Here is a 19,459-nt window from a genome sequence, read left to right as displayed (position 1 = left end):
CTTAACTTCTCTCCCCGCGAATCGATACTGACGGGAACGGATAACGTTCACCGCGCTCTACCCAGTCCATAAAGTCGGCGCGTGCGCCAGGGAAGTTGATCAGCTTCCAGCCGACCATTCCCTGATTTCCGCCGTGGACAGGATCGCTGAAGAAGCCTTCGCGTGTGTTCTGCAGCAGAAAGGCAAAGAAGGTTTTAGCGGGCAACTGGCTGAATTCGGCGCTGCCACTCTCCATCGCCTGCAATAGCGCATCCTGCTGCTCCGCGCTGAGCTGAGCGAACACCTTACCGTGCTGCTGTTTGCTGTAGTGGTCGGCATCGGCCAGACCGAGACGGTAGATCTGCTGCGGCACCAGCGGCAGCTGATAGCCCAGCTCTTTCGGCAGATCGGGATTAAACGGCCCCTGCATATACCAGTTCGATCCGGTGGCATAGGGTGTATTCATCTGGCGGTCAATGAACTCCGGCACGCCCGCTTCCACTGCGCCAGGCCCGCGTTCATCGCTGGGGATCAGGCGCGCCACGGCGGCGGTGATAAAGGCATACTCTTCGGCGGTAAACCAGGAGGGCTGATAATCACGCGCCTTCTGCGGTGCAGCCGGCGTTTCCGCCGCCTGTGCGGTCAGCGGCAGGGAGAGAGCACCCATCGCTGTGGACCCTACCGCCATTGCAGGCGCCAGGGTGATTGTCTTCAGCAAAAAATCCCTGCGTGAATGACCCTTTTTTTGTTCTGACATGACATTGCCTCATTCCCGCGCTGGATGGCGGTATGAAAAAAATAGGTGGTTGCGTTGTAGTGGTTTTTATCAGCAGATACCGGCCCTGATGCCGGTTTGTTACCGGTAACAAGCCGCCATATTGTAACACTGCTATTCACAAAGATTTAGTTCCGCGAAACAAAACCGCACAATTTCATTAACATTCATCCCTGCCCTGTCATGAGCAGAAACAACAGACTACAGACAGCAAGCAACCAAAACGTTATAAAAGACCATACACAACAGCGGAGTGCCTATGTTTAAGTCTTTTTTTCCGCGGCCAGCGCTGTTTTTCAGCTCAGCGGCCGTCTGGAGTTTAGTCGCTATTTTTGCCTGGTTTGGTTTTGCTGAGCAGTTGCCCGGCATGTGGCCCATGTTCGAAACCGCTATCAAAGCGCCCCTGCCGACGACCGCAGCGCGTTTTATCGCGGCGAGTCAGATCTGGTTCTATCTCTACTACTGGATAATGGTCGCCATTTTTGCCGTGGCGTGGCGGGTGATCGACTCGCATCCGTGGCAACGCTGGTCAGTCTGGGGATCGGCACTGATCATCTTTGTCACCTGGTTTGGTGTCCAGGTCGGGGTCGCCATCAACGCCTGGTATGGCCCGTTTTACGATCTGATCCAGAAAGCGCTGACAAAAGCGGGATCGGTGCAGATTGCTGAGTTTTACCACCAGGTTGTGGCTTTTCTCGGCATCGCATTAATCGCGGTGGTGATTGGCGTACTTAATTCGTTCTTTATCAGCCACTGGGTTTTCCGCTGGCGTACCGCCATGAATAACTACTACATGCACAACTGGCAGCGGCTGCGTCATGTTGAAGGTGCCGCACAGCGTGTGCAGGAAGACACCATGCGCTTTGCGACCACGCTTGAAAACTGGGGCGTCAGTTTTATTCAGGCGATCATGACGCTGGTGGCATTTTTGCCGGTACTGGTGGCGCTCTCCCATCACGTTAAAGATATCCCGTTCCTCGGTAATATCCCTTACGCGCTGGTGATTGCCGCGGTGCTCTGGTCGGTGTTTGGTACAGGTTTGCTGGCGCTGGTCGGGATTAAACTGCCTGGGCTGGAGTTCCGCAACCAGCGGGTCGAAGCCGCCTACCGTAAAGAGCTGGTCTACGGCGAAGATAATGCCGATCGCGCCGGGCCACAAACGGTGCAGGAGCTGTTCAGTCGGGTGCGGGTTAACTACTTCCGTCTCTACTTTCACTATCTCTACTTCAACATCACCCGCATTCTCTATCTGCAGGTCGATAACGTGTTTGGTCTGTTCCTGCTGTTTCCTTCGATTGTGGCGGGCACCATCACGCTGGGCTTACTCAACCAGATCACCAACGTGTTTGATCAGGTGCGCGGCTCGTTCCAGTATCTGATCGCCTCCTGGTCGACGCTGATTGAACTGATGTCCATCTACAAACGTCTGCGCAGCTTCGAGCAGATTCTGGATGATGTGCCGCACGACGAGATGATGCGCGAAGCGTCAGAGGATGTGTAGCGCACAGGCGCTTTATTGAGGCGAAAAAGCCACTCTGACAAGTGGCTTTTTTTATTCAAAGGTCAAAAGCAATTCTTTTTCCTGTCGGCAGTCTGACATCAATACTTATCTCGCCTCCCAGAGCTGTAACGTAACGCTTCAGCGTAGAAAGGCGTGGATCGTTGTCAGCCTGCTCCATTCTGGCAATGGTTGGCTGCTTCACCCCCATGGCTCGCGCCATCTCTGTCTGGGATAGGTTAAGTTCTTCCCGCAACATGTTCAGGGCAATAACCTGCCGCATTTCGTCCACTTTTTCGGCAATACGCTCACGACTTTCCGGGCTTTGCTTTGCCATCAGCTCTTTTAAATTAGCCATTTTCCCCTCTTTTCAGGTGTTTTCGGAATTCAGCATCTGCCAGTTTGATCATCTCTTTATAGAATCTTTTTTCTTTAACCCCGGTTTTATCGCCAGCACATAACACAATGCCACGGCGAGCAGGATCAAACGCGAAGAAGGCCCGAATCGGATTGCCCTGATGCTGCACTCTTAATTCTTTCATATTTGGAAAGTCAGAGTCGTCTACCGTATCAGCATACGGCCTTCCTAATTGAGGACCATACTCGGAAAGGATAATCATCGCGGCGAGCATATCCTCCTTCAGCGCCTCAGTCTGGGTCTCAAACCACTCGTCAAAGAGATGGGTTGTATCGATATCCCACATCGCAACATCCTTATAGCGAATAAGCTATAAACCATACTATAGCTTATTCGCTATAAGGGCAAGTGTTGCCCTATAACCGCGACATGTCCTGGCCAAAAGCGTGCTTTTCAATACAAAAAGCCACCCGTGAGAGTGGCTTTTCCAGTGACACAGCGCGGCGGTAAAACTCTTTACCTCCCCGCAAAGAGAGCGTTCCTTACAGAGTAATGCGCATCACGCTATCAGGATTCGCTGGCGGCGCCTTGCGCGAGCCTGGCTGCTTCACGCTGACATAAAGCACGTTGCCATCCGCTGAGAGCGCCAGACTGTTCGGCAGGGCCGGCGTTTTTACAGTACGTTTAACCTGATAGGTGCGGGCGTCGATGATGCTGACCTCGCCCGCTTTGCGATGGGTAACATAAAGTTCATCGCGATCCGGATTGAACAGCACCGCCAGCGATTCCGGAACGGCAATCCGCTGTATGACCTGCTGACTACGCAGATCAACCACCAGCACCTGAGCCTGCTTTGAATCACTCAGGAAGGCACGCTGACCGCGCGTATCCAGCGCAATGTTCAGGAAGAAGTGCGCTTTATCGCCATCAATCTTCTGTTTTTTCTCAACGGCATTGGTGCGGGCGTTAATGGTCACCAGCTCGCCATCCGCATTGGTGACGTACACCTTCTGCGCGGCTGAATCCACTGCCAGGCCTGTGCCCATTTTGCCGGTGTTCGGGATCGTGCTGATCAGTTTCAGCGAACTGCCATCCACGACCCAGACCACGCTCTGCGGCCCCAGCCCGGTGATATAGACGCGGTCAGTTTTCACATCCAAGGCCACCTGACGCGGCTGCAACGGACGCACGGTTTCGCTGCGCTTGCGGCCATCCAGCACGCGCGTGTTGAGGACGTTGCCACTGCTGGCATCAATCGCGGTCACTGAACCGTCAAGAGTATTTCCGATATAAAGCACGTTGGTTTGCGGGTTGAGCGCCGCGCCAAACGATTTCAGCGGCGTGGCGATCGACTTCTGCACCGCCAGCGTCGCGGGATCGAGACGAAACACGGTGCCGCCCTCGCCGCTGCTGTTTTGTGCTGTCGCCACGAACAGCGCCTTCTCCTTCGGGCTGACGGCCAGTTCATAGACGCCTTTGCCCACCGCCTGATTCAGATCTTCTGCCTGCACGGCCAGCCATCCTGACGCAGAAAACAGGGCCGTAGCCAGTAACAGCGGACGCAGCGTCCGGCGCGTATTGGTATTCGCTTTCATAACTTCTCCAGAGTGAATTCACCGCAGACGCAGTGAAATGAAAGCCCGACATTGCAACCAGAAACAGCTGACCAGCAGCCTGAGAGAATCTTGTTTTTGAGAATAATAATTATTTCGGAATGAAAGGGACAGGATTATTCGCGCAGAAACGCCGCCAGGACGCCCGGAGGCGTCCTGTCAGCATGGGAGGGCAGAGAGATTATTTCAGCAGTTCAGCGGTCATGTGCACGCCGTTGTTGGTGTAAGCTTCAGTGATTTTATATGAAGCACCAGCTTCCTGAGCCTGCGCAGCAATTTTCGCTTCAGCACCGTCCAGTGTAGAGTCGATGGCGGTCACAGATTGCGCGAAGCTGGCGAATGGCAGAACAGAAAGCGCGATAACAGCTGCAAAAGTTTTGATAGATTTCATGGTCAATTCCTCGGTTGATTTTTATCAGGTAAGGCGTGCTGCCTTGTTGATAGAAATAATAGTCCGGAAGTTGATCAGGAAAAAGCGGAGGGTTTTGCTTATCTTTTTCAGAAAAACTGAACATAAAAAGCACGCATCGTACAGTTATCGCTCAAAAGGTTAATAACCCGATCATGAAAGAAAAGGCAGCATAATCCGCTGCCTGAAAAAGATTAACCGTGGTGCCGGACCCGGCTGAAGATGGTCAGTGCAGCCAGCAGCATCAGTACCCCGCTGGCAACAAATACGCCGCCAGCGCCGCGCAGATCGAACATCCAGCCGCCCGCCGCCGCGCCGACAGTTATCGCCAGCTGAATCGTGGCGACCAGCAGACCACCGCCCGATTCTGCATCATCCGGCACCGCGCGCGAAATCCAGGTTGACCAGCCGGTTGGCATCGAACCAAACGCCATGCCCCAGATCGCCACGCCCGCTCCCACTATCCAGCTGACCCCGCCAAAAGTCACCAGCAGCAGCGCGGTCAGGCTCATCAGCAGCGCCATCCCGCTCAGCGTCAGCGACACGCTGCGGGTCACCAGAAAACCGGCCAGCGAGGTGCCAAAGAAGTTCGCCACACCAAAGGCCAGCAGCGCCAGCGACAGCTGATTAAGGTTGAACTGCGCTACACCTTCCAGGAAAGGGCGAAGATAGGTGAAGAAGGCGAAGTGGCCGGTGAACATCATGATCACGGCCAGCATGCCCCAGCGCATCACGCCGATCCGCAGCAGGGTCAGTACGCCGCCGCTGCGGGCTTTGTTCTCTGCCGGCATGGCGGGCAGGGTAAAGAACTGCCACAGCAGCGCCACCGCGCCCAGCCCGGCGGTCAGCATAAAGATGTTGCGCCAGCCCACCAGGCCACCGAGGTAGCTGCCAAGCGGCGTGGCGATAATCGTCGCCAGCGAGATCCCGCTGAAGACGATGGAGAGCGCCCGCGGCACCTGATCGACGGGCACCAGACGCATGGTGATGGCGGTTGAGAGCGTCCAGAAGCCACCTATCGCCATCCCCAGCAACACGCGCGCCAGCAATATCACCGTCAGATCGCCGGCAAACGCCACCATCAGCGCCGAGGCGATCAACAGCAGTGAGAACACCAGCATCACGATGCGGCGGTCGATACGCCGCGTGACGCTGCCGGTCACCAGGCTGGTAAACAGCGCCACCAGGGCGGTAATGGTGACGGTCTGTCCCGCCTGCCCTTCTGAAACGCCGAGGCTGTGCGCCATGGGCGTCAGCAGACTCACGGGTAAAAATTCGGCGGTAATCAGGCTGAACACCCCAAACGCCATAGCAAAAACCGCGCCCCACGCGGGGTGGGTCGGCGAGGAAACCTCATCAGCCACTTCGGTTGTCAGACTCATGCTGCTTCTCCGGAAGATAAAAAAGTGTGAGAGAGCATAGAGTGAGGCGTCAGGACGATCTATGATGCTTACACCTTCATTTTTGATAATTCGTCTGGAATCGCATGAGCCACTATGGAGACCTGACCAGCGAGCTGTTGATGGGGATGCGCCTTTATGGCGTCAACTATCAGCGTATCGCCGTAAGCGCACCGTTCGGGCTGCGCTTCGATCACGCACCGGGCCGGGCGCAGTTTCACTTTGTCGGCCGCGGCTCACTGCTGGTGCGCAGCGCCTCCGGTGAGGTGTTTCCGCTTCACAGCGGCGATGCGCTGCTGGTGCCGCACGGTAAACCGCACAGCCTGATCTCCGGCGAGGAGGTGGCCTGTCTGTGTGTGAAAAATATGACGAGCAAGCCGATCTGCGACAGCGTCTGCGCCATCGCCGCTCCGGAGGATGCCGGTGAGGATGAGCACAGCGTGCTGCTGTTCAGCGCCTGTATGGCATTTGAACTGGGCGGCATGCAGCCGCTGATCAATACTATGCCGGATGTGATGCTGGTGAGTACCCTGCTGTCGCAGTATCCGGAGATTCAGCCGATCCTGGCGGCGATGGAACGGGAGTCGCGCACCCGGCAGGCGGGATTTGCCGGTATTCTGTCGCGTCTGGCCGACGTGGTTGCCGCGCTGATTGTGCGCGGCTGGGTGGAGAACGGCTGCGGTCAGCAGAGCGGGCTGGTGCAGGCGATGCGCGATCCGCGGCTGAGTCAGGCGATTGCCGCCATGCACCGGGAGCCGGGCGAAAACTGGACGGTCGCGCGGCTGGCCAGCGTGGCGGGCTGTTCGCGTTCGGTGTTTGCCGGCCGTTTTCTCAACGCCACCGGCATGACGCCGTTACGTTATCTGACCGAGCTGCGGATGCGGCTGGCAGTGCAGCGGATTGTGAACAATGGCGAAGCGGTGGAAGCCGTGGCTTACCATCTCGGCTACGGCTCGATTGCAGCGTTCAGCCGCGCCTTTAAACGCATTGTCGGTCAGTCGCCAGGCGCGCTGCGAGCCGGACGCGAAGGCACGCAGGCGCTGACCGCCTCATCTGCCGCTTAGCGGAATACGCTGATCGCCTCCACCAGACGGTTTGCCTGATGGGTCATGCGGCCCGACGCCTCGGCGCTTTCCGATACGCGCGCGGCGTTCTGATGGGTAATGTCATCAAGATCTTCCACCGCTGAACTCACCTCACTGAGTGCGGTGGCCTGCTCGGCGGTGGCGGCACTGATCTGGGCAATCAGTGCCGTGACATTCCGCACCTGCGACACGATATCCTGCATGGTCCGGCCTGCCGCGCTGGCGTGTTCATTGCCCGATTTGACCCGGCCAGCGCTGGTTTCGACCAGCATTTTAATCTCACTGGCCGCTTTGGCGCTGCGCTGCGCCAGACTGCGCACCTCGCCCGCCACCACCGCAAAGCCTTTGCCCTGTTCACCGGCCCGTGCCGCTTCCACGGCCGCGTTCAGCGCCAGGATGTTGGTCTGGAAGGCAATACCGTCGATCACGCTGGTAATATTGGCGATTCGCTTCGAGCTGTCGGCGATTTCACCCATCATCTCCATCATCTCGCTCATCACCTCGCCGCCTTTGCTCGCCGCACTGCTGGTGTCGGCAGAGAGGGTATTCACCTCATGCGCGGTTTCCGTATTGCTCTTCACCGTCGCGGTCATTTCGTTCATGGTGGCCGCCGTCTGCTGCACGTTGGCAGCCGCCTGCTCGGTACGGCGACTCAGTTCGTTATTGCTGCGGGCGATAGCGTCGCTGGCGCTTAAGACGTTGATCGCCTGGCCGCTGACATCATCCACCAGCCAGCGGAACATCAGGCCGAGCTGGCCAATGGCACGCAGCGTCACGCCCACCTCATCCACGCGATCCATCTGCTCAACCTGATGACTGGCTCCGGTCGCCACGCGCAGGGCCTGCTGACACATCCGTTCGATCGGGCGGGAGATCTGCTGCTCCAGCCAGAGGCTGCTGAGTGTCAGCAGAGCGGCCATACCGGCAGCAAAACCGGCCAGGGCCGCCGGTGTCATACCCAGCGCCCAGGTACCCGCCACCGACAGGGGCAGCAGTGCCAGCAGGGTGCTGCGGATCCGCCAGCGCAGTGGCAGCGTCTTCAGCAATGAGGCGGGTCGTCCCCAGCCGCTGCGCACCAGCAGACCTTTGTGAAAACGTCGCCCTCTGGCGCGGCCTTCACGAAAATCCTGATAGAGCGCTTCGCTCTGACGCACCTCTTCCGGGGTGGGTTTAGTGCGCACTGACATATAACCCTGCACTTTGCCGTCACGCACCACCGGAATGGCATTGGCCCGCACCCAGTAGTGATCGCCATTTTTACGTCGGTTCTTGACCAGCGCGGTCCAGGGCTCGCCCTGCTTCAGCGTCGCCCACATGTCAGCAAAGGCTTCCGGCGGCATGTCGGGATGGCGCACCATATTGTGCGGCTGGCCGTTGATCTCGTCGGCGGTGAATCCGCTCGCTTCGATGAAGGCGTCGTTGGCGTAGGTGATGTGGCTGTTGAGATCGGTGGTGGACATCAGTGTCGCATGATCGTCGAACAGATATTCACGCTGAGAGACAGGCTGGTTGTTACGCATCAAAAATCCTTGAAGACCCACCTTCTGCCCGCAACAGCTTAACTGTCAGCGGGAAAACGGTGGGCTGAGAGATAACGATTACCTTTTTTTATGTTTTCGGCATGCTTCTGTACTCTCTTTAGCGTTTCTGTTAAATTTCTGCCGCGAAAAAAGCCACTTTGCAGCGGCTTTCACATTTTTGGGTGATTATTCATCCGTTAGCCGGATTTCAGAATTCCGGCAGCCCGTCAGCTGAGGTCAACATTTCGGGTGCCGAACCACCAGGTCAGCAGAAACCCGCCGGTCCAGGCGACCATCAGCCCGGCCAGATAGACCGCCATCCCGGCGAAGATCCCCTGTCCGGACGTCATCAGCGGCAGCGTGACCAGACCGGATGGCCCGAATACCGTATTCATCCCCACCGGTAATCCCAGCCACGCCACCAGTCCGATAAAGAAACCGCCCAGCGCTCCGCCCCCACAGGCGGTGATGAAGGGCTTAAGGCGCGGCAGGGTGACGCCGTAGATCAGAGGTTCACCGACACCCAGCAGGCCCGGCACAATGGCACCTTTGATCTGTGCCCGCAGCAGCGCCCCTTTCTCCGCTTTGCACCACAGCGCCAGTGCTGCACCGACCTGCCCTGCCCCCGCCATTGCCAGAATCGGAAACAGGGAGTTAAAGCCCTGGCTTTCCATCAGCGCAAAGTAGACCGGAATAAAGCCTTGATGGATGCCGAACATCACCGCAATCAGGAACAGCCCGGCCAGCAGAGCACAGCCAAAGGGATTATTGTTGAGATGGATGAACAGCCAGGACATCCCTCTGAACAGTTCACCGCCCAGCGGCATGATGAGCAGATAGGTGATGGCGCCGGTGATCACCAGCGTAAACAGCGAAGTGAGGATCATATCGAGATTATCGGGAATGATGCGGCGCAGCTGTTTCTCAATCCATGCCCCGATAATCGTCGCCATCAGCACCCCGATAATGTTGCCGCGCGGATCAATGCTGAGGCCAAAGAAGCTCTCCATCCCGCTGTAGTAACCCGTGGTGGCAGTGGGCACATAGCCAAGCACAAACAGCGAGGCGATGATGGCACCGTTGACGCCGCTGCCGCCAAAGGCTTTCTGCGCGTTGTAGCCAATCAGGATGCTGAGAAAGGTGAACAGCCCTTTGCCGAACACTTTCATGTACGCCACGGTGTGCAGCAGCCAGGGCGCATGGTCGCCGGGCGCATTAAGGTGGAGGCTCTGCTCAATCAGCGTGGCAAAACCGAGCAGCAGGCCCGCGCCGATAAAGCCCGGAATCAGCGGGGTAAAAATGGTGGCAAAACGCGACAGAAACTGGTGAACGCCGTGGGTCTGTTTCGCCCTGAGCTGCTGCTTCTGCTCCGCCGCCCGCTGTGCCAGATCCGCCGTCTGCTGGCGCGGAGGTGGCGAGATATCTTCCTGTGACAGCAGGCGCTGCATCCCTTCCGCGGCGGTCTGCGCTTTCCCCGGACCGAGGACAATCTGAAGCTGCGCCTCGCTGTCGATGACGCCCAGCACGCCCGGCAGGCTTTTCAGGCGTGGCAGATCGGCCTGCCCGGCCTGATTGAGCGTCAGCCGCAGCCGCGTCATGCAGTGGCCGCAGGCAGCGATATTGTGCGCCCCGCCGACCGCCTGCAGGATATCGCGCAGCAGTGCTACGGTGATGCTGGCCATCAGCGTGCTCCCGCTGCCTGCAGAGCCTGACGGATAAAGCCCTGATGCTGGCTGAGCAGCGCTTTTGCCTCATCGGCGTCCAGTCCGGCCAGCACCATCAGGATGGCCGTTTTGCAGTGTCCGCCGCAGGCGGTGAGCGCGGCGCGGGCCGTGGCGTCATCGCAATCCGTGGCCTGCATGACGATGTTGACCTGGCGCTGAACCAGCTTCTGATTCGTGGCTTCCACATCCACCATGAGATTGCCGTAGACCTTTCCGCTGCGGATCATCGCGCCGGTGGTAAGCATGTTGAGCACCAGTTTCTGCGCCGTGCCCGCTTTCATGCGGGAAGAGCCGGTGACAATCTCCGGGCCGACCACCGGGGTGAGCGCAATCGCGGCAACCTGTGCCATGGCGCTGTCCGGATTACAGGTGAGCGCCACGGTGGTCGCGCCAAGTTCGTTCGCGTAAGCCAGCGCACCCAGCACGTAGGGTGTGCGACCGCTGGCGGCGATACCGACCAGGATATCGTGGCGGCTGAAGTGGATATCTTTCAGATCCTGCGCGCCCTGCTCCCGGTTATCTTCGGCGTTTTCAACCGCCTGCAGGATGGCGGTATGGCCACCGGCGATCAGGCCGATAACCTGTTCGCGGGGGGTGCCAAAGGTGGGCGGGCATTCGCTGGCGTCCAGAATACCGAGCCGTCCGGAGGTGCCTGCGCCGCAGTAGATCAGTCGTCCACCGGCCCGGAAGGCGGCGCAGATGGCGTCAACGGCGGCAGCGATCTGCGGCAGGATAGCCTCAACTGCCAGCGCGACCTTTTTATCTTCGTCATTAATAACGCGCAGCATCGCTTCGGTGGAGAGTTCGTCAATGTTCTGGCTGGCCGGGTTGCGGCCTTCGGTAATCATCTGGCTGAGGTCGAGTTTCATGGCGGGCTCCGCAAAAGGAATAAATTATTCAAACTGGAAAACATTATAAAGAATGATTAATTCGCTGGGGGAGATCTTTTTTCACTGGATGTGAGTGGCGTCGTTGTCAAACCGGAGCCGGTCAGAAAAGGTTCACCTGATCGTAAAGACGCATTCGTTATCCATGACGCTCGGCCCACGCCGTCCCTGGCGTGGGACGCTTTACTCGTCAGGTGAACATTTTCTTCCCTCAGGCTGTTTTACTGCTGTTTGAAAAGAAGTTTTAGCCGGACATCTGCCCTATCGACCCGGTATGAACTAAGCCACACAAAAAAAGGGCCCAACTTTCGTTGAGCCCTTTCTGCGTGAACGACGATGATCAGCCTGCGGTCTGCGTCCGCAGCTGCAGCTCGTACGCCTTCGCCTGTTCTGCATCGAACTGATTTTCCCAGCGGGAAATCACCAGCACCGCCAGCGCGTTACCGACCACGTTCAGCGCGGTACGCGCCATGTCCATGATGCGGTCAACACCAGCGATAAACGCCAGGCCTTCCAGCGGAATACCGACGCTGCCCAGGGTGGCCAGCAGCACCACGAACGACACGCCCGGCACGCCGGCGATCCCTTTCGAGGTCACCATCAGCGTCAGCACCAGCACAATCTCGTCGGTCAGTGACAGGTCAATGCCATAGAGCTGCGCGATAAAGATTGCCGCGATGCTCTGATAAAGCGTTGAACCATCGAGATTAAATGAATAGCCGGTCGGCACCACAAAGCTGGTGATCGCTTTCGGCGCGCCGTAGGCCTCCATCTTCTCCATGATGCGTGGCAGAACGGTTTCCGAACTGGAGGTGGAGTAAGAGAGGATCAGCTCATCTTTCAGGATACGCATCAGGGTGGTGATCCGCAGCTTGCAGAGACGCGCCACGCCGCCCAATACCACGAAGGCGAAGAAGAGAATCGCCACGTAAACCAGCAGCACCAGCTTAGCCAGCGGCCAGAGCGAGGCAAAGCCGAAGTTAGCAATCGTCACCGCAATCAGCGCAAACACCCCTACCGGCGCATAGCGCATGATCATGTTCGTGACTTTAAACATCGTTTCAGAGATGCCACGGAACAGGTTCACCAGCGGATCGCGCTGTTCTGACGGCAGAGACGAGAGGCCTAAGCCAAACAGCACCGAGAAAAAGATAATCGGCAGCATGTCGCCCTTCACCATTGAGGCGAAGATGTTCTGCGGGATCAGCGACAGAATGGTGGCGACCAGGCTGTGCGGACCGCCCTGCACCTCTGCCGTTGTCGCTTCATATTTAGAGATGTCCACCGTTGCCAGCGTTGACATATCGATGCCGGTGCCGGGTTGAAATACGTTGGCCAGCGTAATACCGACCACAATGGCAAGGGTGGTGATCACTTCAAAGTAGAGAATCGTTTTGACGCCGATGCGTCCCAGCTTCTTTGCATCACCGACACCGGCAATGCCGACCACCAGGGATGAAATCACAATCGGTACCACAATCATCTTGATGAGATGAATGAAGATATCGCCTGCCGGACTGAGAATGTTGGTGACTAACCATTCACGATTGTCTGGCTGATTATGCAACACAGCGCCCACAATGATACCAAGCACAAGGGCTGTCAGAATCTGCCAGGCCAGGCTGATTTTAAAACCTTTCATAACGTGTCATTTCCTCAGTCAAAACCCGTTTTTTCTCTGCTGCGAAGGTGCAGAAGACGATACACACAGGGAGTGAGCAAAAAGCCCGGTAAATTAGAGGGTGTCTTGAAACAGCGCCTCGTATGAAAATCTGACGATTCCCATACCCATTTTCAGACGCGGTCTGAGTTGATACCTGCAGAACAGGGGCGAGATAAGTACCATTTTCACTGTGGTAAATGCAACCCCTGGCGGATCCGATTAAAAGTTCACCACCTGAGTAGCATAAAGTGCTGCTGACGCTGAAAAACCCTAACCTGCTGTTATGAAAAGTATTACTTCGATGAATTTACGCATAGCTATGCAGGTGCGGTTAAAAAGGCTCCCGGCGCGTTTGCTCGCTTTTTATTCAGGGTCAGTGTCAAAAGGTCATGCCTGTCGCCCTTATCCCCGTCGGCTTATCCAGCAGAAATATCGGGATAGCCTCCCGCTCAGGCGGCGAAGAAATATCCCGTGATCTGTGGCGCAAAAAAGAAACAAAGGCTCAGGGCAGGCTTCAATTAACTATTGATTGACATATCATTAACATCTTCAAGGAGATCCGCCATGAGCCAAAACCACAAACATCCTGTTCCAGAGAACATTGCAGCGAATGCCCTGATCACAGCAGAACAGTATCAGGCGATGTATCAGCACTCTGTCGACGACCCGGACAGTTTCTGGGGCGAACAGGGCAAAATCCTTGACTGGATTAAGCCCTACAGCACCGTGAAAAACTGCTCGTTTGCACCGGGTAACATCAGCATTCGCTGGTACGAAGATGGCACGCTGAACCTGGCGGCAAACTGCCTTGACCGTCATCTCGCCACGCGCGGCGACCACCCGGCCATTATCTGGGAAGGCGACGACGCCAGCGAGAGCAAAACCCTGACCTTCCGCCAGCTGCATGCTGAAGTCTGTCGCTTCGCCAACGTGCTGGAGCTGCTGGAGGTGAAAAAAGGCGATGTGGTGGCGATCTATATGCCGATGGTGCCGGAAGCGGCTGTGGCGATGCTGGCCTGTGCGCGTATCGGGGCCGTTCACTCGGTGATCTTTGGCGGCTTCTCACCGGAGGCGGTGGCGGGCCGTATCGTCGACTCCAGTGCCTCGCTGGTGATCACCGCGGATGAAGGGATCCGCGCCGGCCGCAGCATCCCGCTGAAGAAAAATGTCGATGACGCATTAAAAAATCCTGCCGTCACCAGCGTGAAGAACGTGGTGGTCTTCCGGCGCACCGGTAGAGAGGTGGGCTGGGTGGAAGGCCGCGATCGGTGGTGGCATGACCTGATGCAGAACGCCAGCACCAATCACTCCCCAGCCGAAGTGGGTGCAGAAGATCCGCTGTTTATCCTCTATACCTCCGGCTCCACCGGTAAACCCAAAGGGGTACTGCACACCACGGGCGGCTATCTGGTCTATGCGGCGACCACCTTTAAGTTTGTCTTTGATTACCATCAGGATGATATCTACTGGTGCACCGCCGATGTCGGCTGGGTCACCGGTCACAGCTATCTGGTCTATGGCCCGCTGGCCTGTGGCGCAACCACGCTGATGTTTGAAGGGGTGCCGAACTGGCCCACACCGAGCCGCATGGCGGAAGTGGTCGATAAACATAAAGTGACCCTGCTCTACACCGCGCCCACGGCTATCCGTGCGCTGATGGCGGAAGGCGATAAGGCGATAGCGAACACTGACCGTAGCACGCTGCGCATCATGGGTTCGGTTGGCGAGCCGATCAACCCGGAAGCCTGGGAGTGGTACTATCAGAAAATCGGCAACAGCCGCTGCCCGATTGTGGACACCTGGTGGCAGACCGAAACCGGCGGCTTCATGATCACCCCGCTGCCGGGTGCAACCGAGCTGAAAGCCGGTTCCGCCACCCGGCCGTTCTTCGGGGTGCAGCCCGCACTGGTAGACAACGAAGGTCAGCCTCAGGAAGGTGCCTGTGAAGGTAACCTGGTGATCACGGAATCCTGGCCCGGACAGGCGCGAACGCTCTTTGGCGATCACGACCGTTTCGAGCAGACCTATTTTTCCACCTTTAAAAATGCCTACTTCAGTGGTGACGGTGCCCGTCGCGATGAGGATGGCTACTACTGGATCACCGGCCGCGTTGATGACGTACTCAATGTCTCCGGTCACCGGCTCGGCACCGCCGAAATTGAGTCCGCGCTGGTGTCGCACCCGAAAATTGCCGAAGCCGCGGTGGTGGGCATTCCGCACAGCATCAAAGGCCAGGCGATTTATGCCTATATCACGCTGAATCACGGCGAGGAGCCGTCACCGGAGCTTTACACCGAAGTCCGCCAGTGGGTACGCAAAGAGATCGGCCCGATAGCCACGCCGGATGTGCTGCACTGGACGGACTCTCTGCCGAAAACCCGCTCCGGCAAAATCATGCGCCGTATTCTGCGCAAAATTGCCACCGGCGACACCAGCAATCTGGGTGACACCTCCACGCTCGCCGATCCTGGCGTCGTAGAAAAACTGCTTGAGGAGAAACAGTCCATCAACATGCCTTAAGCGCACGCTGTCCGGCGGGAAGATCGCTTCCCGCCACCCCCGCCCCACGCAGTCTGTTTCGGTAGTCACAAATATTATAACCAGCTGAATCCGCGTCCTGACGCGAGGTTCTCCCCTGCAAGACCTCTGGAGAAAATGTGATGAATGACGCCCTTTCGAGTCAGGATGCAATCAATCAACAGATTGAACGTAATCCCCGTTTTCATGAGCTAGTCCGTAAACGCCAGGCGTTCGCGACGCTGCTGTCGCTGATTATGCTGGTACTCTATGTCGGTTTTATTCTGCTGATTGCGTTCGCGCCCGGCTGGCTCGGTACGCCGCTGCACGCTGGCACCAACGTGACCCGCGGTATCCCGATTGGTGTCGGACTGATTGTGGTCTCCTTTCTGCTGACCGGCGTCTATGTCTGGCGCGCCAACGGGGAGTTTGACCGTTTAACCAAAGCGATCCTCAGCGAGGTGAAATCATGACCCGACTCACCTTATGGCTGCTGGCCCTGATGCTGCCCTTCTCCGCGCTGGCCGCCGATGCGATAACCGGTGCCGTGCAGCGTCAGGCAACCAACTATCAGGCGATCATCATGTTTATGATTTTCGTCGGGGCCACGCTGGGGATTACTTACTGGGCCTCCAGACGAACCCGTTCACGCAATGATTACTACACCGCGGGCGGCAACATCACCGGCTTCCAGAACGGTCTGGCGATGGCGGGAGACTTTATGTCCGCGGCGTCGTTCCTGGGGATATCGGCGCTGGTTTACACCTCCGGTTATGACGGGCTGATCTACTCGCTCGGCTTTTTGGTCGGCTGGCCGATGATTCTGTTTTTGATCGCCGAACGGCTGCGCAACCTGGGTCGCTATACCTTTGCGGATGTCGCCTCCTATCGTCTTAAGCAGATGCCGATCCGCATCCTCTCCGCCTGCGGTTCGCTGGTGGTGGTGGCGCTCTACCTGATTGCGCAGATGGTGGGGGCCGGGAAGCTGATCCAGCTGCTGTTTGGTCTTAACTACCATGTGGCGGTGATTCTGGTCGGCATTCTGATGGTGATGTATGTGCTGTTTGGCGGCATGCTCGCCACCACCTGGGTGCAGATCATCAAAGCGGTGCTGCTGCTGTTTGGCGCCACCTTTATGGCGGTGATGGTCATGAAGGCGACCGGTTTCAGCTTTAATACGCTCTTCACCGAAGCGATGGCGGTCCATCCTAAGGGCGCCGCGATTATGCAGCCTGGCGGACTGGTCAAAGATCCCATTTCGGCGCTGTCACTGGGCTTAGGGCTGATGTTTGGTACGGCTGGCCTGCCACACATTCTGATGCGCTTCTTCACCGTGGCCGATGCCAAAGAGGCGCGGAAAAGCGTCTTCTGGGCTACCGGCTTCATGGGTTACTTCTACTTCCTGACCTTTATTATCGGCTTTGGAGCCATTCTGCTGGTCGGCGCGAATCCGGCGTTTAAAGATGCGGCGGGTGCGCTGATAGGCGGTAATAACATGGCGGCGGTGCACCTGGCGAATGCGGTGGGCGGCAGCACCTTCCTCGGCTTTATCTCTGCGGTCGCTTTTGCCACGATTCTGGCGGTGGTGGCGGGCTTAACCCTGGCAGGCGCGTCGGCGGTGTCGCACGATCTCTATGCCAGCGTTTACCGTAAAGGTCAGGCCAGCGAAAAGGATGAACTGCGGGTCTCTAAAATCACCGTGCTGGCGCTGGGCGTGGTGGCGATTGCGCTGGGTATTCTGTTTGAGAAGCAGAATATCGCCTTTATGGTCGGGCTGGCCTTCTCCATTGCGGCCAGCTGTAATTTCCCGATCATCCTGCTGTCGATGTACTGGTCAAAACTCACTACGCGCGGCGCGATGGTGGGCGGCTGGCTCGGTCTGCTGACCGCGGTGATCCTGATGATCCTCGGCCCGACGGTGTGGGTGCAGGTGCTGGGCAACGCCACACCGATCTTCCCGTATGAGTATCCGGCGCTGTTCTCGATGATCGTGGCCTTTGTAGGCATCTGGATCTTCTCGATTACCGACCATTCGCCGCAGGGTGCAGAGGAGCGTTCGCGCTTCCGGGCGCAGTTCATTCGCTCGCAGACCGGCACCGGTATTGAACAGGGTAAAGCGCACTGATCGCCCTCTGAAACGGGCAGAAACAGGCCATAAAAAAAGGGCGGCTCAATCAGCCGCCCTTTTCTTTCATGTCGCGCATCAGAAACGCAGTGAAGCCCCGACATAAGGACCATCGACCAGCACGTTATCTTTGCGTCCATCTTTGTTGTTCAGCTCGATGTACTGATAACCCACGCGCAGGTTAAGCAGTGAGATCGGCGTGAAGCTCAGGCCGCCCGCCGCTTCCTGGTAGCTGTCCAGCTGATCGGTGAAGGACTCCGGCGCATAGTAATATTCGCCATAAAGGCCCCACATGCTGTTCAGGCTGTAGTGTGCGGCACCACCCAGCGCCACCGCAAATCCATCTTTTCCATCTTCAGGATGGGTGAAGATCGCTTTTGCGGTCGGCGCCAGACGCAGCGGCCCGAAATCGACGTTGTAACCCAGACCGGCACCGTAGGTGCTGCCGTCATGATCGCTACGCAGCCAGTTACCCTTCAGAAACAGCCCCGGCGTGGTGGTGCCCAGACCCAGATTCAGGTTGGTGTTGTGTTCACTGACATCAACACTGCCTTCGATTGCCTGAGCGGCACCGCTCAGTAAAACCAGCCCGAGGGCGCTCCCGGTAACAAGTTGCTTAAACATGATTCCACTCCATGAAAGGACAATTAATTCGGCCGCAAGGTTAACAGCCTGAAAAACGGAGACAACATTATCCGGAAAACTTTACGTAAAAATACGTGTCGCGGTCAGGAGAGTCGCCTGCGCAGAGCAGTGTAGACTATATCGTCCACATCAGGTGTCCAATCAGCGGAGCCAGAACCACGGTCACCACGCCAGAAAGCATCATCACCAGGCTGGCGACAACGCCCTCCTGCTGCCCAAGCTCATAAGCACGTGCCGTTCCGGCGCCGTGCGATGCTGCGCCCAGTCCCGCGCCTTTCGCTACGCCCTGCTTAATGGCAATGCGCAGAAACAGGACGTCACCCACCGCCATGCCAAAAACGCCGGTGATCACCACAAACAGCGCCACCAGATCGGGCTGTCCGCCAATCGGCCCCGCGGCGGCCAGCGCAAAGGGGGTGGTGATGGAGCGAACGGCAAGGCTGCGCTGAATCGACTCCGGTAACGTCAGCAGCCGCGCCAGCCAGACGGAACTGCAGACGGCCACCAGCGTGGCGGTCACGACGCCCGCGCTCAGCGACAGCCAGTGACGCTTAATAATCGCCACGTTCTCATACACCGGCACGGCGAAGGCCAGCGTGGCGGGCCCCAGCAGCCACAGCAGCCAGTGGTTTTCAGCGATGTAATCCTGCCAGCTGATGTGCGTCAGCAGCAGCAGCGCCACCAGCACCAGCGGCGTCATGACCAGGGGCATCAGCAGCAGCGTCCGCCAGCGCCGGTAGAGCCGTTTATTCAGCGCATAGACCAGCAGGGTCACCGCCACACAGAGCAGGCTGAGCAGAATATCACGCATGGGGGCCCTGCTTACGCGCGGCGCGCGCGACTTCATACTGATAAAGCCGATCCACGACCCAGGCGGTAGAAGCCAGCACCAGCACGGTACTGACGCCGATCACCACGCAGATGCGCCAGCCGTCGACCCGCAGCAGATCGCCATAGTTGACCACCGCAACCACGGCCGGAATGAAGAACAGCAGCATCTCGGCCAGCAGCCAGCGTGAGCCCGCTTTCACCCAGTTGAGCGGCACGACGCGCGTCACGATTAATGCCAGCAGCAGCAGCATGCCGACGATGTTGGCAGGTAACGGCAGATGCAGCCACGTCACCAGCCGGTCGCAGGCGATAAACAGACCGATATAGAACCCCAGCTGCAGCGGCAGACCCAGCCATTGCGCTGCGCGGTGACTGCGTGGTGTGAGTGCTAACGCCATACCCTTCTCTCCCGATTAAATTCACCGCACCA

General features: G+C 57.7%; 18 protein-coding genes. 5 read left to right on the top strand and 13 right to left on the bottom strand.

The features are described from left to right. Nucleotide 1 precedes the first annotated feature (1 nt). Nucleotides 2-736, bottom strand: a complete 735-nt coding sequence (locus F3I47_RS10210; RefSeq protein WP_009092567.1) for a gluconate 2-dehydrogenase subunit 3 family protein — start codon at nucleotides 734-736, stop codon at nucleotides 2-4. A 277-nt stretch (nucleotides 737-1,013) separates the two neighbouring features. Here F3I47_RS10210 and sbmA point away from each other — a divergent pair, with 277 nt between their 5' ends. Continuing rightward, nucleotides 1,014-2,255 carry a peptide antibiotic transporter SbmA gene (gene sbmA / locus F3I47_RS10205; RefSeq protein WP_009092568.1) on the top strand — a complete coding sequence of 414 codons (1,242 nt, stop codon included), beginning with the start codon at nucleotides 1,014-1,016 and terminating at the stop codon, nucleotides 2,253-2,255. A gap of 55 nt (nucleotides 2,256-2,310) precedes the next feature. Here the strand turns inward: sbmA and F3I47_RS10200 are convergent, their stop codons facing one another. The 5 genes from F3I47_RS10200 to F3I47_RS10180 form a co-directional block, all read right to left on the bottom strand. Further along, on the bottom strand, nucleotides 2,311-2,610 hold the full coding sequence (locus tag F3I47_RS10200; protein ID WP_009092569.1) for a helix-turn-helix domain-containing protein: 300 nt from the start codon (nucleotides 2,608-2,610) through the stop codon (nucleotides 2,311-2,313). Then, nucleotides 2,603-2,956, bottom strand: coding sequence for a type II toxin-antitoxin system RelE/ParE family toxin (locus F3I47_RS10195; protein WP_046101034.1), 354 nt, complete (start codon nucleotides 2,954-2,956; stop codon nucleotides 2,603-2,605). Before F3I47_RS10195 ends, F3I47_RS10200 begins: the two co-directional genes overlap by 8 nt. A gap of 196 nt (nucleotides 2,957-3,152) precedes the next feature. Further along, nucleotides 3,153-4,205: a YncE family protein gene (locus F3I47_RS10190; RefSeq protein WP_150028754.1), complete on the bottom strand. Its 1,053-nt coding sequence runs from the start codon at nucleotides 4,203-4,205 to the stop codon at nucleotides 3,153-3,155. A 199-nt stretch (nucleotides 4,206-4,404) separates the two neighbouring features. Further along, the gene (locus tag F3I47_RS10185) at nucleotides 4,405-4,614 is read right to left on the bottom strand and encodes a DUF1471 domain-containing protein (RefSeq protein ID WP_009092571.1); all 210 of its coding nucleotides are present in this window, start codon (nucleotides 4,612-4,614) and stop codon (nucleotides 4,405-4,407) included. Between the two features lie 212 nt (nucleotides 4,615-4,826). Continuing rightward, complete coding sequence (locus F3I47_RS10180) at nucleotides 4,827-6,014, bottom strand: MFS transporter (protein WP_058957008.1); 1,188 nt, start codon at nucleotides 6,012-6,014, stop codon at nucleotides 4,827-4,829. Between the two features lie 104 nt (nucleotides 6,015-6,118). Here F3I47_RS10180 and F3I47_RS10175 point away from each other — a divergent pair, with 104 nt between their 5' ends. Then, a complete protein-coding gene (locus F3I47_RS10175; RefSeq protein WP_009092573.1) occupies nucleotides 6,119-7,096 on the top strand; it encodes an AraC family transcriptional regulator in 978 nt (325 codons plus the stop codon). Here the strand turns inward: F3I47_RS10175 and F3I47_RS10170 are convergent. The 4 genes from F3I47_RS10170 to gltP all read right to left on the bottom strand — a co-directional run bounded on the left by F3I47_RS10170 (nucleotide 7,093) and on the right by gltP (nucleotide 12,890). Next, nucleotides 7,093-8,637 (bottom strand): PAS domain-containing methyl-accepting chemotaxis protein, encoded by a 1,545-nt coding sequence (locus tag F3I47_RS10170; RefSeq protein WP_150028755.1) that lies wholly within the window; start codon nucleotides 8,635-8,637, stop codon nucleotides 7,093-7,095. The two genes, F3I47_RS10175 and F3I47_RS10170, sit on opposite strands and share 4 nt — an antisense overlap. A 227-nt stretch (nucleotides 8,638-8,864) precedes the next feature. Then, complete coding sequence (gene murP / locus F3I47_RS10165) at nucleotides 8,865-10,319, bottom strand: PTS N-acetylmuramic acid transporter subunit IIBC (RefSeq protein ID WP_150028756.1); 1,455 nt, start codon at nucleotides 10,317-10,319, stop codon at nucleotides 8,865-8,867. Further along, a complete protein-coding gene (gene murQ / locus F3I47_RS10160) occupies nucleotides 10,319-11,230 on the bottom strand; it encodes an N-acetylmuramic acid 6-phosphate etherase (protein WP_140922774.1) in 912 nt (303 codons plus the stop codon). Before murQ ends, murP begins: the two co-directional genes overlap by 1 nt. A gap of 358 nt (nucleotides 11,231-11,588) precedes the next feature. Next, on the bottom strand, nucleotides 11,589-12,890 hold the full coding sequence (gltP, locus tag F3I47_RS10155) for a glutamate/aspartate:proton symporter GltP (RefSeq protein ID WP_009092578.1): 1,302 nt from the start codon (nucleotides 12,888-12,890) through the stop codon (nucleotides 11,589-11,591). Nucleotides 12,891-13,475: 585 nt separating this feature from the next. Between gltP and acs the strand changes: the two genes are divergently transcribed. From acs to F3I47_RS10140, 3 genes are all read left to right on the top strand, one after another. Then, entirely contained in the window at nucleotides 13,476-15,431 is a 1,956-nt protein-coding gene (gene acs / locus F3I47_RS10150) for an acetate--CoA ligase (protein WP_150028757.1), read from the top strand. A 140-nt stretch (nucleotides 15,432-15,571) separates the two neighbouring features. Beyond that, complete coding sequence (locus tag F3I47_RS10145; protein ID WP_009092580.1) at nucleotides 15,572-15,901, top strand: DUF485 domain-containing protein; 330 nt, start codon at nucleotides 15,572-15,574, stop codon at nucleotides 15,899-15,901. Continuing rightward, complete coding sequence (locus tag F3I47_RS10140; protein ID WP_009092581.1) at nucleotides 15,898-17,553, top strand: cation acetate symporter; 1,656 nt, start codon at nucleotides 15,898-15,900, stop codon at nucleotides 17,551-17,553. The genes F3I47_RS10145 and F3I47_RS10140 overlap by 4 nt, the downstream gene beginning before the upstream one ends. A gap of 78 nt (nucleotides 17,554-17,631) precedes the next feature. Here the strand turns inward: F3I47_RS10140 and F3I47_RS10135 are convergent, their stop codons facing one another. The 3 genes from F3I47_RS10135 to F3I47_RS10125 all read right to left on the bottom strand — a co-directional run bounded on the left by F3I47_RS10135 (nucleotide 17,632) and on the right by F3I47_RS10125 (nucleotide 19,427). Further along, complete coding sequence (locus F3I47_RS10135) at nucleotides 17,632-18,177, bottom strand: YfaZ family outer membrane protein (RefSeq protein WP_150028758.1); 546 nt, start codon at nucleotides 18,175-18,177, stop codon at nucleotides 17,632-17,634. A gap of 136 nt (nucleotides 18,178-18,313) precedes the next feature. Continuing rightward, nucleotides 18,314-19,009 (bottom strand): LrgB family protein, encoded by a 696-nt coding sequence (locus F3I47_RS10130; protein ID WP_150028759.1) that lies wholly within the window; start codon nucleotides 19,007-19,009, stop codon nucleotides 18,314-18,316. Beyond that, entirely contained in the window at nucleotides 19,002-19,427 is a 426-nt protein-coding gene (locus F3I47_RS10125; RefSeq protein ID WP_150028760.1) for a CidA/LrgA family protein, read from the bottom strand. Before F3I47_RS10125 ends, F3I47_RS10130 begins: the two co-directional genes overlap by 8 nt. Nucleotides 19,428-19,459: the final 32 nt, after the last annotated feature.

Origin of the sequence: Pantoea sp. M_10, from assembly GCF_008631515.1 — a bacterium.
GTDB classification, from domain to species: domain Bacteria; phylum Pseudomonadota; class Gammaproteobacteria; order Enterobacterales; family Enterobacteriaceae; genus Pantoea; species Pantoea anthophila.
The sequence above is the reverse complement of the archived record's forward strand: the minus strand, read 5'-3'. Positions and strand labels throughout refer to the sequence as shown.